The organism is Burkholderia sp. BCC0419 (assembly GCF_902830285.1).
In the GTDB taxonomy this organism is placed as follows: Bacteria; Pseudomonadota; Gammaproteobacteria; order Burkholderiales; family Burkholderiaceae; genus Burkholderia.
This window is the reverse complement of the sequence record NZ_CADESR010000003.1, coordinates 377,046-391,314: the sequence shown is the minus strand read 5'-3', so window position 1 is coordinate 391,314 and position 14,269 is coordinate 377,046. Positions and strand designations below refer to the sequence as shown.

At 68.8% G+C, this 14,269-nt stretch carries 13 protein-coding genes; 8 read left to right on the top strand and 5 right to left on the bottom strand.

All coding sequences use genetic code 11. The features are described 5' to 3' along the window. Positions 1 to 314: 314 nt before the first annotated feature. The 5 genes from HWW87_RS20045 to HWW87_RS20025 form a co-directional block, all read right to left on the bottom strand. Positions 315 to 1,016: a DUF2848 domain-containing protein gene (locus HWW87_RS20045; RefSeq protein WP_175821801.1), complete on the bottom strand. Its 702-nt coding sequence runs from the start codon at positions 1,014 to 1,016 to the stop codon at positions 315 to 317. Positions 1,017 to 1,062: 46 nt separating this feature from the next. Beyond that, positions 1,063 to 2,382 carry an MFS transporter gene (locus tag HWW87_RS20040; RefSeq protein ID WP_175822116.1) on the bottom strand — a complete coding sequence of 440 codons (1,320 nt, stop codon included), beginning with the start codon at positions 2,380 to 2,382 and terminating at the stop codon, positions 1,063 to 1,065. 90 nt (positions 2,383 to 2,472) lie between these two features. Continuing rightward, a complete protein-coding gene (locus HWW87_RS20035; RefSeq protein ID WP_175821800.1) occupies positions 2,473 to 3,162 on the bottom strand; it encodes a DUF4286 family protein in 690 nt (229 codons plus the stop codon). Between the two features lie 99 nt (positions 3,163 to 3,261). Continuing rightward, the gene (locus HWW87_RS20030; RefSeq protein ID WP_175821799.1) at positions 3,262 to 4,314 is read right to left on the bottom strand and encodes a LysR family transcriptional regulator; all 1,053 of its coding nucleotides are present in this window, start codon (positions 4,312 to 4,314) and stop codon (positions 3,262 to 3,264) included. A gap of 100 nt (positions 4,315 to 4,414) precedes the next feature. After that, the gene (locus HWW87_RS20025; protein WP_175821798.1) at positions 4,415 to 5,206 is read right to left on the bottom strand and encodes an SDR family oxidoreductase; all 792 of its coding nucleotides are present in this window, start codon (positions 5,204 to 5,206) and stop codon (positions 4,415 to 4,417) included. Positions 5,207 to 5,600: 394 nt separating this feature from the next. Here HWW87_RS20025 and HWW87_RS20020 point away from each other — a divergent pair, with 394 nt between their 5' ends. The 8 genes from HWW87_RS20020 (at position 5,601) to HWW87_RS19985 (ending at position 14,122) form a co-directional block, all read left to right on the top strand. After that, positions 5,601 to 6,479, top strand: coding sequence for a neutral zinc metallopeptidase (locus HWW87_RS20020; RefSeq protein ID WP_174386862.1), 879 nt, complete (start codon positions 5,601 to 5,603; stop codon positions 6,477 to 6,479). A gap of 172 nt (positions 6,480 to 6,651) precedes the next feature. Then, positions 6,652 to 7,380, top strand: a complete 729-nt coding sequence (locus HWW87_RS20015) for a LuxR C-terminal-related transcriptional regulator (protein WP_175821797.1) — start codon at positions 6,652 to 6,654, stop codon at positions 7,378 to 7,380. 83 nt (positions 7,381 to 7,463) lie between these two features. Further along, entirely contained in the window at positions 7,464 to 7,661 is a 198-nt protein-coding gene (locus HWW87_RS20010; protein ID WP_175821796.1) for a hypothetical protein, read from the top strand. Between the two features lie 223 nt (positions 7,662 to 7,884). Further along, positions 7,885 to 9,387: an aldehyde dehydrogenase family protein gene (locus HWW87_RS20005; RefSeq protein WP_175821795.1), complete on the top strand. Its 1,503-nt coding sequence runs from the start codon at positions 7,885 to 7,887 to the stop codon at positions 9,385 to 9,387. Between the two features lie 77 nt (positions 9,388 to 9,464). After that, positions 9,465 to 10,805 carry an aspartate aminotransferase family protein gene (locus HWW87_RS20000; protein ID WP_175821794.1) on the top strand — a complete coding sequence of 447 codons (1,341 nt, stop codon included), beginning with the start codon at positions 9,465 to 9,467 and terminating at the stop codon, positions 10,803 to 10,805. A gap of 221 nt (positions 10,806 to 11,026) precedes the next feature. Then, positions 11,027 to 12,529, top strand: coding sequence for an APC family permease (locus tag HWW87_RS19995; RefSeq protein ID WP_175821793.1), 1,503 nt, complete (start codon positions 11,027 to 11,029; stop codon positions 12,527 to 12,529). Then, the gene (locus HWW87_RS19990) at positions 12,526 to 13,113 is read left to right on the top strand and encodes a DUF3156 family protein (protein WP_175821792.1); all 588 of its coding nucleotides are present in this window, start codon (positions 12,526 to 12,528) and stop codon (positions 13,111 to 13,113) included. The genes HWW87_RS19995 and HWW87_RS19990 overlap by 4 nt, the downstream gene beginning before the upstream one ends. A gap of 70 nt (positions 13,114 to 13,183) precedes the next feature. Beyond that, a complete protein-coding gene (locus tag HWW87_RS19985) occupies positions 13,184 to 14,122 on the top strand; it encodes a helix-turn-helix domain-containing protein (protein ID WP_174386869.1) in 939 nt (312 codons plus the stop codon). Positions 14,123 to 14,269: the final 147 nt, after the last annotated feature.

Here is a 14,269-nt window from a genome sequence, read left to right as displayed (position 1 = left end):
GCGTCATGGCGAATCGAAGCACCCGCGGGACAACAATTTTCCACATACCCTCGCGCATCCGATGCGCATCATGTCGTCAACGTCGATCAACGGAAAACGGGGGGCGAGATGGCGCATTTCGGATGGAAAGCGTCGGTTGCGGGGGCAATCATGTTCACGTTGAGCGGGTGTACCAACCTGACAGGTGTGCTGTACTGCGGCAATTCGCAGTTCAACTTCCCGGACTACCACTGCTTCGAGTCGTACAGGTAGGAACAGGCGCGACGACAGAACGCAGTCGCCCCCCCTAATGCCGTGCGATTTCCCATTGCTCGTCAAGCCACGACCGGCAACACCTCGACTACATAGCGATGCGTGAGGCTGCGTCCGAGCACCGGATCGTGCAGTTCCATCTCGAATGCATCGCCGTCGCCCATCGCCGCGATCGCGCCGTGCACGACGACCGTGCCGCCATACATCGCGCAGCGCGCAGGCATCGTGCGGCGCGCGTCGAACCGCTGCCACAGCACGTCGGGCGCGAGCAGGCCGCTGACCGCGCCGTGCTGGTACGCAACCCGTTCGCCATCGCGTGCAATCAGCCACGACCGCATCTCGATCGCGTCCCAGTGCTCCGCGACGTCCGCGTAACGCCACGCGTCGTGGCCGAGCGGCTTCGCGCACACCTGCTTCGACACGGCGACCCCGTACGCTTCGACTTCGCGATCCGTGTGGTCGGAGCCGACCGTGACCAGCGTGCCGGCCGGGCTGTCGACCAGCACGCATTCGATCTCGCCGCCCGAGCGCGCGCCGAGCACGCCGATCGACGGCGCCTGCGTGAGCAGCGCGGACGACACGCGATAGAAGCACGGCGTGGTCGACGGCGGCGCGACGCCGAGCGCCGCGAGTTCGTCGATGTGCGCGTGGATCGCGGCCGGGTCGCGGCCGGCCCAGCCGGCGATCACGACGCGTTCGATGTCGGCGTCGACGGCGGCCGGCGCGCCGTGCAGGGAAATCACGTTGAACGACAGGGTTGGCATGCAGCTATCCGTTTGAAGTGCGAAGGAATGAATCGGCTGGCGGCGCTCAATCCTCGAGCGGCCGGTGCGCGGTCTCGCGCGCGGCGACGAGCGCGATCGACGTGACGACGAGCGCGGCAGTGACGTACAGCGACACGGCCGTCGTCGTGCCCGTCTGCCGGAACAGCGTGGCGATCACGAGCGGCGCGAAGCCGCCGCCGACGATGCCGGCGAGCGTGTACGCGAGCGACGCGCCCGCATAGCGCACGCGCGTCGGGAACTGTTCGGTCACGAACGCGCCCTGCGGGCCGTACATCACCGCATGGATCACGAGGCCGATCGCGACGGCCGCGACGATCGCCGCGGGGCGCGCCGAATCGAGCAGCGCGAAGAACACGAACGCCCACACGATGCCGGTCATTGCGCCGGCGAGATACACGGGCCGGCGGCCGAACCGGTCCGACAGCGCGCCGAAGAACGGCACCGCGAGCGCGTTGCAGGCCGTGCCGATCATCACGGCCGTCAGCGCCACGGGGCGCGACAGGTGCAGCACGGTCGTCACGTAGGTCAGCGTGAACACGACGATCAGCGCATACAGCACGTCCGAGCCGATCCGCGAGCCGCCCGCGATCAGCAGGCGCTTCCAGTGATACTTCAGCACGTCGGCGACGGGCACGTCGGCGGTCGCGTGCGATTCGGCGAGCTGCTCGAACTGCGGCGTTTCGTCGACGCCGCACCGCAGCCAGAAGCCGAACACGACGAGCAGCGCGCTGGCCGCGAACGGCACGCGCCAGCCCCACGACAGGAAGCTGTCGGACGTGGTCGACAACGTGACGAGCGCGATGCAGCCGGTGCCGAGCAGCGTGCCGAACGACGGGCCGATCTGCGTCCACGATGCGGACAGCCCGCGCCGTTTCTGGTCGCCGTGCTCGACCGACAGCAGCACCGCGCCGGCCCATTCGCCGCCGAGCGCGACGCCCTGCACGAAGCGCAGCGCGACGAGCAGGATCGGGCTCAGGATGCCGGCCTGCGCATAGGTCGGCAGCGCGCCCATCAGCGCGGTCGTCACGCCCATCAGCACGAGCGTGAGCATCAGCACCGCGCGGCGGCCGATGCGGTCGCCGAGGTTGCCGAACACGAAGCCGCCGAGCGGACGCGACACGTAGCCGACCGCATAGGTCGAGAACGCGAGGATCGTGCCGGCCAGCGGATCGACCGACGGGAAGAACAGATGGTTGAAAACGAGCGCGGCGAGCGTGTTGTAGATCGTGAAGTCGTACCACTCGAGCGACGTGCCGATCATGCTCGCGGTCGCGAGTCGGCTGTTGCGGACACGGCGGGGCGCGTGGGCGGCGGGCTGGGCGAGAGTGCTCATGGTATCGGGCAGGTCGTGACGGATGACGGGATGAAGCGCGGGGCCGGCGTGTCGGCCGCGTGCGGAAGCGGAAGCGGAAGCGGAACCGGCCGGCGTCGGCGTTCAGGCAGGCAGCGCGGCGGCGGTGGCCGGTTCCGCTTCGGCGGCGCGGCGTGCAACCGGCAGCGGCGCGGCGGCGCGCCACAGCAGGTCGAAGGTGCGCACGTCGTCGTGCCCGGCGAGCGTGGCGGCTACGCGGCGCGTGGCCGCTGCGTCGCTGCCTTCGATCAGCACCAGCGCATCGGCGGCCGGGCGGGCGGCCGACGATGCGCCGATCGGCGCGGACAGGTCGGGTGCGGTGCGGAAAAGCCGCGCGGCGTGGATGCCCGGTTCGTGCAGCGCCGCGTCGAAGCGCTCGCGCAGGTGCGGCACGTCGATGCGGTCCGGCGGCAGCACGAACAGCGCCAGATGCGCGCCTTCGCCGTCGCCGGCCTCGATCGTCAGCTCGCCGACGCGCCGCTGCGTGCCCGTCATGCGCGCGAAGTTCGCGAGCGACCACGCGGTCTGCTGCGTGAACGCGCGCCGGTACGCATCGCCGCGGAACACGTCGAGCGCGTCCGTCACATACAGCGCGAGGTATCGGCGCGGGCCGCCGTCGGTTGCGCGAAACCGCCGTGCATGCGTGAAGCCGGGAATCGCGACACGTTCCTGCATGTGCTCGCGGTCGTACCACGCGTTGAAATCGGCTTCGTGTGCGGGGTCGATATCCGTCCAGACGCAAAGCTGGCCGTGCGGAAGGGAAAGGCGGGTCATCGCGGGGTTCCTCGTGACGGGGGTGTCAGGAACCGCAGTGTCCCGAAGACGGGCCGCGCCCGTCCAACAAGAAAACAAATTCGCGGTGAACAGGTTTTCTTATGAGCGGCGCGGGCGGCGTTTTGCGGCGGGTGCGGCAGGCGAGGCGGCTTTCGTTGCGCGCTTCGTTTTTGTTGGCGTGTTCGTCTTTGTCCCGGTTGCCTTGCGCGCGGGTGTTGCCCCGACGGGCGCTGCGTCGGCGGAATCGGCGGCGGCCGGCTTCGCGAGGTTCGCGGCGGCCGCCATCGCCCGGGCCACTTCGCTCGCGAGTTCCGCGATACGCGCGGCGACCGGCAGCCCCTGGCTGCGGTACGTCGCGACGAGCGGCAGCGCCGGGAATTCCGGTTCGACGTCGAGCAGTTCGAGCGTGCCTTCGTGCAGCTCGCGCCCGATGATCGCAGGCGGCAGCGCGGCCACGCCGAAGCCGTCGGCGACGAGGCGGATCATCGCGGCGACCGACGTGATGCAGTTGATGCTGGCCGGCCGCTCGACGGCCGCGAACAGCCGCTCGATCGTCGCATGCGGCCCCGAGTGGCGCGAGAAGCTGATGATCGGGTACGCGGCAAGCCGCGCGACGTCGAGCCGCTCGCCACCGAGCCCGAGGCGCGGGCTCGCGGCCCAGCGCACCGGGAATTCGCACAGCGGCAGGTTCGTGAAGTCCGGCCCCGGCACCGGGTCGGTCTGCAGGATCAGGTCGACGCCGTCGGTGCTGAGCAGACGGATCAGGTGCAGCGTCGTGTCGCTCGTGATCTCGACGTCGAGGCGCGGATAGCGCTCGCGCAGTTGCGCCATCAGCGCCGGGAACCAGCTGTGCACGATCGATTCGATCACGCCGATCCGGATCAGGCCCGCATCGCTCGCCGCGTCGATGTCGCGTCGCATTTCGCCGTCGAGCCGCACGATCCGCTCCGCGTAGGCCAGCATGCGCCGGCCCGCGGGGGTGAGCGTGGCCGAGCGCGTGTTGCGGTCGAACAGGCGCACGTCGAACGCCTCTTCGAGCGACGCGATGCGGCTCGACACGGCGGCCTGCGTCGTGTGCAGTTTCTCGGCCGTGAGCCGGAAGTTTTCCAGCTTCGCGAGCCAGACGAAGGTTTCCAGAAACCGGATGTTCATCGCATTCCGAACGGTGAGGCGGGGCCGCGCCAGGCGGCGGATCGGGACGATGTTAATGGATTCGGGCGCGGGCCGGCACGTGTGACGTCTTCCGGTGACGTCAAAGCCGGTCGAACGCGAGCGTCGGCACGTCGACGACCGTCGCGCCGCCGTCCGCGACGAGCGTCGCGCCGGTCACGAACGAGGCGTCCGGCGACGCCAGGAACGCGCAGACGGCCGCGATCTCGTCGGGATCGGCCGCGCGCCGCAGCGGCACGTCGGCGCTGACGCGTGCGTACGCATCGTCGAGCGAATCGCCGTGCGCGGCCATCAGCGGTGCCATTTCCGCATCGGCCATCGGCGTGCGGACCCAGCCCGGGCAGACGGCGTTCGCCCGCACGCCGTGCGGGCCGTAGTCGCGTGCGAGCGATCGCGCGAGCCCGAGCAGCGCGTGCTTGCCGACCGTGTAGCCGCATACGCCGGGCCCGGCCGCGAGCGCCGCGATCGATGCGACCAGCACGATATTGCCGCGCTGCGCGATCAGGTCGGGCAGGCACGCACGCGCGCTGACGAATGCGGTGTCGAGGTTCGCGTGCATCGCGTCGCGCCACTGCGCGTCGTCGGTTTCGTCCGCGCGGCCGATGCCGTGGCCGCCCGCGCAGGCGACGAGCGCATCGACGCGGCCGAAGCGTTCGGCGATGCGCGGCAGGAAGCCGGCCCAGTCGGCGGGGCTGGCGGCGTCGCCGGCCAGCGCGAGGCCGCCCGTTTCGGCAGCCAGTGCGTCGAGCGGCGCCTGGCGGCGCCCGATCAGCACGACGTGGTCGCCGCGACGGGCGAAGCGGCGCGCGCACGCGGCGCCGATGCCGGTGCCTGCGCCGGTGATCGCGATCGTGCGGGGGGGCGGGTGCGTCATGTCGTTCTCCGGAAAGGGGGCGTTCCGGCCACTTTAGGCGGCGCTGGCGCGCGCCGGTATCCGCCGAAAGGATGAACGCGGGTCATCCGGATGGCCGGGGCGCGGCGGCCGTGGCCGATTTTGCAAAGGCTGACGATGTCCGCGGCCAAATCGCTCTATCCTCCACATTTTTGAGATAAACCGCGAAAGCCCGGCAAAATAGCGCGGGCGGGCGCGCATCGGCGCGCGGCGCGTCGGCCAGTCGATTCCGTCGTACGAATGGCGCGGGGATCGGCGCGAGCGGGCGTCCGATGCACGGGTATCGCGTCCGTCGACGGCTGATGTCGCCACGGCGTATCGCCCGGTTGCGCGCTAGCGCGGCCGGACCATCGACAAGAACAGGGAGGGGCCGGCAATGAGGCTGGACGACGAAAGAGAAAGCGCCAACGTCGAGGATCGACGCGGCGCCGGCGGGTTCGGCGGTGGGCGCGCGACGATCGGCATCGGCACGATCGTGGTCGCGCTGGCCGCATCGTATTTCTTCGGGATCGACCCGCGCGTGGTGCTCGAAGGCGCGTCGGCGTTGCAAGGGCGCCAGCAGCAGGCGCAGCCCGCGCCGACCCAGCACCAGGGCGCACCGGCGAACGATCCCGGCGCGGTGTTCACGCGCAAGGTGCTCGGCAATATCGAACGCACATGGACGGGCGTGTTCAACACGCAGCTGCACGCGCAGTACGAACCGCCGAAGCTCGTGATGTTCACGAACTCGACGCCGACCGCGTGCGGTACCGGCCAGACCGCGATGGGGCCGTTCTACTGCCCGGGTGACCGCAACGTGTATATCGATCTCGGGTTCTATGACGAGCTGCGCAAGCGTTTCGGCGCGGGCGGCGATTTCGCGCAGGCCTACGTGATCGCGCACGAAGTCGGCCATCACGTGCAGAACCTGCTCGGCATTGCCGACAAGGTCGACGCCGCGCGCCGGCGGTCGAGCCAGGCGCGCGCGAATGCGCTGTCGGTGCGGATGGAACTGCAGGCCGACTGCTTTGCTGGCGTGTGGGCGAACAACGCGCAGCGCGCGAACCAGCGGCTGATGGAGCCGGGCGATTTCGAGCAGGGGCTGAAGGCGGCTGCGGCGATCGGCGACGACCGGCTGCAGCAGCAAGGGCAGGGCTACGTCGTGCCGGAAAGCTTCACGCACGGCACCAGCGAGCAGCGCGTGTACTGGCTGCGGCGCGGGATGGACTCGGGCGAGGTGAGCGCCTGCGATACGTTCGCCGCGAACGCACGCTGAAACAAGGCGCGCGCACCTTCGCGCGCCCGTATCGTCCCGGTTGAATCGGCTGAATCGGCCACCGCGGCCGGACCGGGACGATTTGCCGATTTGTGCTCACCGGCGCTTTTCGGCGCCGGTAGGCTGGCCCGGACTTCGAGATTCGATGTGTTCGCCTGCCAGCCGATTCCCTATGCCCATCTTGTCCGTTCCCGCCGACCACGCTCCCGCCGACTGGCAACGCGCGCTGCGCGCATGCGTGGACGCGTTCGACGCGTTTGCGAGCCCGTCTGCGATCGTGTTCTACCGGCTCGACCAGAGCGGCGAGCCGGCCGATTTCGAGCTGTTCGGGATGCCGGAATCGATGCACCGCACCTATGTCGCCCGCTACAGGATGCTCGATCCGCTGCATCCGTCGCGCTGCGCGGCGGGCGAATGCGCGGTCGTCACGCTCGCGTCTCAATTGCCTGACGAACGACGCGCTGCATCCGCGTACTGGACCCGTTTTCTGCGGCGGCACGACGTGGCCGACGTCGTCGAAGTCTGGCTGCGCGACGCGGGCCGGACGGTCGGCGCGTTCTCGCTGCTGCGCTTCGGCATCGGCGACGCGAACAGCAACAGCACGGCGGGACGGTTCGCACCCGGCGAGATCGACGCGCTCGCGCGGCTGCAGCCGGTCGCCGAAGCCGCGCTGAGCCCGTTGCTGCGCGCGCGGCGCGGGATCCACCGGATCGGTTGCGAGGAACGGCTGACCTACCGCGAGGAGCAGATCGCGCGGCTCGTGCGCGACGGCCGCTCGAACAAGGAGATCGCGCGCGATCTCGCGCTCGGGCAACCGACGATCAAGACGCACCTGATGCGCATGTACCGCAAGCTCGGGGTGTCGAATCGCACCGAACTGGTCGGGGCATTGTTCCTGTAATCGTTCCGCAAGCCGGCCCGCGAGATCGTGCAGTACCATGCGCGCTCGTCGTATCGATAACAATCAAGAAAAGGGCCGGGAACATGGACGTCGCGATCATTGCCGCTTCGCTGTTGGTCATCGCGTTGAGCATTGCGCTGCCGATCTTCATCGTCAGGACCGTCAGAAGCGGGACCTACGACTCGCTGTACTTCCTGATTCCGCTTGCGCTGGGCGTTTATTGGCTGGACTACCAGGCGTACGACTTCCTCGCGTCGATGGCGCACGGTTTCAGAAACTGACGATTCAATGGCCGGGCTTCGGTCCGGCGCCAAAAGCACAGTAGCCCCGGCCGATCACGCGCGTCGCCCCCGGGCCGCCCCGCGGGTTCTCACCCGCCACCTTCCGCCACGCCACGCGCTGCCAATTTGCGCTCACCGGGCGTGATCCCTCGTCGATACAGTGGTCCGACGCCCGCGTGCCTCACCGGCACGCGGTCCAGCCACGACAATCAACGAGACGCCCATGAGCAACACGAACTTCGTCGCCGTCAGCGACACCGTGCGCACCTTCGTTGCGCGCGATTTCGGCCTCTTCATCGACGGTGCCATGCAGCCCGCGCACGCGGCTGCGCGGCTCGACGTGTACGACCCCGCCACGGGCGAGCGGCTCGCGGCCGTCGCCGATGCCGATGCACACGACGTCGACCGCGCGGTCGCCAGCGCGAAACACGCATTCGACACGCGCGTCTGGAGCGGGCTGCGGCCGGCCGATCGCGAACGCATCCTGCTGAAACTCGCCGATCTGATCGAAGCCGACGCCGAAACGCTCGCGCAGCTCGAAACGCTGAACCAGGGCAAGTCGATTCACGTGTCGCGTGCGATCGAAGTTGGCGCGAGCGTCGAATACGTGCGCTACATGGCCGGCTGGGCGACCAAGATCACCGGCCAGACGCTCGACGTGTCGATCCCGTTTCCGCCCGGCGCACGCTATACGGCCTATACGCGCAAGGAGCCCGTCGGCGTGGTCGCCGCGATCGTGCCGTGGAATTTCCCGCTGATGATCGCGGTGTGGAAGCTGATTCCCGCGCTCGCGGCCGGCTGCACGATCGTGCTGAAGCCGTCGCCGGAAACGCCGCTCACCGCGCTGCGCCTGGCCGAGCTCGCACGCGAAGCCGGCGTGCCGCCCGGCGTGTTCAACGTCGTCACGGGCGGCCGCACGTGCGGCGCGGCGCTCGCGAGCCATCCGTCGATCGCGAAGATTTCGTTCACCGGCTCGACCGCGACCGGCAAGCTGGTCGGCGCGGCGGCCGTGCAGAACATGACGCGTTTCTCGCTCGAACTCGGCGGCAAGAACCCGATCGTGATGCTCGACGATATCGACGTCGCGCAGACGCTCGACGGCGTCGCCGCCGGCGCGTTCTTCAACCAGGGGCAGGTGTGCGCGGCCGCGTCACGTATCTATGTGCACCGCAGCAAGTTCGCGCAGCTCGCGGACGGCCTCGCGGGCGTCGCGCAGTCGATGAAGCTCGGCGCGGGCCTCGACACCACCGCGCAGATCAACCCGCTGGTCTCCGCGCACCATCGCGACAAGGTTGTCCAGCACATCGAAGGCGCGCGCCGCGCGGGCCTCACGTTCCTCGCGGGCGGTACGCCGGCCGACGACCTGCCCGGCTATTACGTGAAACCGGCCGTGATCGCCGATCCGCATCCGGACAGCGCGATCGTGCGCGACGAAGTGTTCGGCCCGGTGATCGTCGTCGTGCCGTTCGACGATGCGGCCGACGCGGTGCGTCTCGCGAACGCGTCGCCGTACGGCCTTGCCGCGAGCATCTGGAGCAACGACCTGAAACGCGTGATGAACCTCGTGCCGCAGATCGAGGCCGGCACCGTGTGGGTGAACTGCCATATCCCGCTCGATCCGTCGATGCCGTTCGGCGGCTACAAGCAATCGGGCATCGGCCGCGAATTCGGCCAGTACGCGATCGAAGGCTTTACCGAAACCAAATCCGTCTGCATCGCGCACTGACGCTGCGCCAATCCCGAAAACCTCGAACCTCGAACCTGAGCGATCAAGGTTCAACCGATCCGACAGTGGAGATTGCAATGAGCTACAACGAAGCGAAATTCTGGCATCCGATGCTGCACCCGAACGAAATGAAACAGCGCAAGCCGATCCGCATCGTGCGCGGCGACGGCTGCTACGTGTTCGACGAAGAGGGGCGCAAGCTCGTCGACGGCGTCGCCGGCTTGTGGAACGTGAACGTCGGCCACAACCGCCAGGAAGTGAAGGACGCGATCGTGCGTCAGCTCGACGAGCTCGAATACTTCCAGCTGTTCGACGGCATTTCGCATCCGCGTGCCGAGGAGCTGTCGAAGAAGCTGATCGACATGCTCGAACCGGAAGGGATGCGCCGCGTGCTGTACAGCTCGGGCGGTTCCGATTCGATCGAGACCGCGCTGAAGATCGCGCGCCAGTACTGGAAGGTGCGCGGCCAGGCCGATCGCACGAAGTTCATCTCGCTGAAGCAGGGCTATCACGGCACGCACTTCGGCGGCGCGTCGGTGAACGGCAACACGGTGTTCCGCCGCAACTACGAGCCGAACCTGCCCGGCTGCTTCCACGTCGAGACGCCGTGGCTGTACCGCAACCCGTTCACGCAGGACCCGGAGGAACTCGGCCGGATCTGCGCGGAAATGCTCGAACGCGAGATCCAGTTCCAGAGCCCGGACACCGTCGCCGCGTTCATCGCGGAGCCGATCCAGGGCGCGGGCGGCGTGATCGTGCCGCCGGCGAATTACTGGCCGCTGGTGCGCGAGGTGTGCGACCGCTACGGCGTGCTGCTGATCGCCGACGAAGTCGTGACGGGCTTCGGCCGCAGCGGCAGCCTGTTCGGCAGTCGCGGCTGGGGTGTGCGCCCGGACATCATGTGTCTCGCGAAGGGGATTTCGTCGGGCTACGTGCCGCTCGGCGCGACGGTCGTGAACGCGCGGATCGAGGACGCGTTCGCCGCGAATGCCGATTTCGGCGGGGCGATCATGCACGGCTACACGTACGCCGGCCACCCGGTTGCGTGCGCGGCCGCGATCGCGAGCCTCGACATCGTCGTGAAGGAAGACCTGCCGGCGAATGCGGCGAAGCAGGGCGCGTATCTGCTCGAAGCGCTGCGGTCGTTCGCGGAACGCTTCGCGGCGGTCGGCGAGGTGCGCGGCAAGGGGCTGATGCTTGCGCTCGATCTCGTCGCGAACAAGGACACGCGCGAGCCGATCGATCCGCTGTCGGGCTATGCGAACGCGGTCGCGGAAGTCGCGCGCGAGAACGGCGTGCTGGTGCGTCCGGTCGGCACGAAGATCATCCTGTCGCCGCCGCTCGTGATCCAGCGCGAACAGCTCGACCGGATCGTCGACGCGCTCGCGGCCGGCTTCGAGGCCGTGCCGTTCGCATGACGGCAAACCCGCGGCGGCGGGTAAACGCCAGCGCGGGTTTGCCGATTTGCGCTATGACCGGATTATTTTGCCTGCGTATTTTTTCGACATCGGATCACGCCGTGATCGACAGGGGGCCCGGGCATCGAAGCGCTGAAGCACCGCCCGGGGCCGACCGCGAAACATCTGGCCCCGGGCGCTGACGAAGCGCCGGTTCAGGCCAACCAACGAAGGAGACAACGATGTCGGGATGGTCGGGAATGACCGGCGCCGCGGGCGAGACGCCCGCCGGCTCGCCGGCTGAAGCGGGCGGCGGCGCCGCATTGAAGGCCGGTGCGGTGGGTTTTCCGACCGCGCTGGCGAGCGCCGTCGGCCTCATCATGGCGAGCCCGGTGATCCTCACCGCGACGTCGGGCTTCGGGATGGGCGGCTGGGCGTTCGCGGTCGCGATGATCATCGCGTTCGTGATGATGCAGGCGCAGGCCACCACGTTCTCCGAAGCCGCCGCGATGCTGCCGACGGCCGGCTCGGTTTACGATTACCTGTCGTGCGGGCTGGGCCGCTTCTGGGCGATCACCGGCACGATCTCCGCGTATTTCCTCGTGCACGTGTTCGCCGGCACCGCGGAGACGATCCTGAGCGGCATCATGGCGCTCGTGAACTTCGAATCGCTGAACGCCGCGTTCGAGAAGCACAACAGTTCGTGGCTCGTCGGCGTCGGCCTCGTGGTCACGTTCGCGATCACCAACATCATCGGCATCAAGGTGTTCAGCAAGCTCGAGATCGTGCTGACGGCCGGCATGTGGCTGTCGCTGATGATCTTCGGGATCCTCGGGCTCGCGGCCGCGCCGGCCGTGCATCTCGACGGCTGGTTCGGCGGCTCGGAAGTCGGCACGTCGATCCCGGCCGTGCTGTCGCTGGTCGGGATGGCGATGTTCATGTTCGTCGGTTGCGAGTTCGTCACGCCGCTCGCGCCGGAAATGAAGGCGCCGGGCCGCACGATCCCGCGCGCGATGGCGCTCGGCCTCGTCGGCGTCGCGATCTGCATGTTCCTGTACGGCGCGGCGATCCGCCGCCAGGTCGCGAACGTGCCGGTGAGCCCCGACGGCCTCACACACCTGCTCGACACGCCGGGCGCGATTCCCGCGTTCGCGCTGCAAGTGCTCGGACCGTTCGGGCGGATCTGGTTCGGCATCGCGTTCCTGTGCGCGGGCGCCGCGACGATCAACACGCTGATGGCCGGGCTGCCGCGCATCCTGTACGGGATGGCGATCGACGGCGCGCTGCCGCGCTGCTTCGCGTACCTGCATCCGCGTTTCAAGACGCCGGTGGTCGGCATCGTCGCGGCGGCGATCGTGCCGATCGTCCATGCGTGGCTGATCAACGGCAATCTCGACAGCATCCTGCATCTCGTGCTCGCCGCGACCTGCGCGTGGGGCACCGCGTACCTGCTCGTCACCGCGTCGGTCGTGATGCTGCGCATCCGCCGCCCGGACCTGCCGCGGCCGTACCGGTCGCCGCTGTTCCCGCTGCCGCAGATCGTGTCGAGCGTCGGCATCGTGCTCGCGATCTGGTACATCACGCCGCCCGGCATGAACCCGCGCGACATCTACGTGCCGTTCGGCGCGATGCTCGGGCTCACCGCGCTGTACGCGCTGTTCTGGACGCTCGTCGTGCAGCGCCGGCATCCGTTCAAGCCGGTGCCGGTCGAGGACGTGCTGCGCCGCGAGCACGTCGCATCGTGAAGGCCGTGCTTGCCCGGTGGCGCGCGGCGCCCGATGCGCCGCCGCCCGGCCATCGGCCCGGCGCGATCGCCGCGCGTGTGCTCGCCGACTTGCGAGCCATGCGCGATTCAGAGGGTGGGAGCGGCGCGACGGCGCGGTTGCCGAACGGCGTGCGCGTGAGCGTTGACGAGCGTGTCGAGCGCCAGTTCCTGATGCATACGGTCAGCGTGAAGGTGACGGCGGCCGCCGACGGCCCTGCCGCGCAGGGCAGCGCGCGCGTGCGGCAGACCGGCTGGCTGCGCCGCACCGGCATCGATGCGATGCCCGTGCCCGGATGCGACCGTCTCTTCATCGACACGCTGGCCGCGCTGCTTGCCGAGCCGGCGCTGACCGACGCGCTGCGGCCGCTGCACCTGACCGACTGCGCGATCGACGCGCGCGACGGCCGCTGGACGCTCGCGATCGTGCCGTTCGGCGGCAGCGAGGTGGTGAACCGGATGCCGTCGTTTCGCCGTTACGTCAGGCTGATCGATGAGCAGGCCGCCGCGCTGTCGGCGGCCTGTCTTGCATTCAAAACCGCACTACACGGGATTTTGCGAGGGTAAGCTGTGACGGTGCGTGCCGCGCGAACCCGGCGGCCGCATCCAGCACCCAAGGGTTTTACCGGAGACGCCGATGCTGTTCCAGTCACGCTCACACGAAGACGTGCACGATCACGGGCTCGCGATCGCGGGCTGGCATCAGGTCTACCGTCAGATGACGCCGGGCCGCTTCAAGGGCACCGTCACGCAGGTGCTGTACGACGATTTCCACTTCTTCCGCGAGACGACCAACCGGCGTGTCGCGCAAACCGGGCTCGCGCCGGTCGGTCGCACGTCGCTCGCGGTGCCGCTGTCCGCGCCGCTCGCGGGCACCTTCCAGGGACAGCCGGTCGACGGCTATGCGCTGCTCGCGCTGCGCGCCGGCGAGGATTTCGAATTCCACACGCCGGAAGGGATGGGGCTTGTCGGGATCAGCGCGGCGTCCGACATGGTCGACGAGCTGTGCGAAGCCGAATTCGGCGCGGCCGCCGCGCGCAGGCTGCGGCACGTGACGCGGCTGTCCGATGCGCAGGGCGTCGCGCTCGGCGTGCGGCTGTCGGCGCTGATCGACGATGCCCAGCGCAACCCGGGCTGCCTCGAATATGCGGCCACCCGCAAGATGTTTCGCGACGCGATGCTCGGCATGTTCCTCGATGCGCTCGAACAGGGCATCGGCGTCGAGCGCCGCGACATCACGCACGCCACCTATAGCGATATCGTGAGCCGCTGCGAGAAGCATCTGCGCGAGCGGCCCGAAGAACCTGTCACCGTGCTCGAACTGTGCCGCGCGCTGCGCTGCAGCCGCCGCACGCTGCAAACGAGCTTCCAGCGCGTGGCCGACGTCACGCCGGTCGGCTACCTGCGCACGATCCGGCTGAACGCGGTGCGCCGCCTGCTGCGCACGACGCCGGTGCAGCAGCTCGGCGTCGGCGAGGCCGCCGCGAGCTGGGGTTTCACGCATCTCGGCTATTTCGCGCGTGAGTATCGCGACCTGTTCGGCGAGCTGCCGTCGCAAACCTTGCGTCCCGAATGACGCCTTCCCGCCGTGGCGGCGTCGCCGCGCGCCGTCATGTATCGCCCGTCCTCATCACCGTTTGCTGATTTGGGATAGAGGTCCGGAATTTTCGCTGGATAAAGTCCTGTCACACGTATCGACAACACCATTGGTTTGCACTGCGAA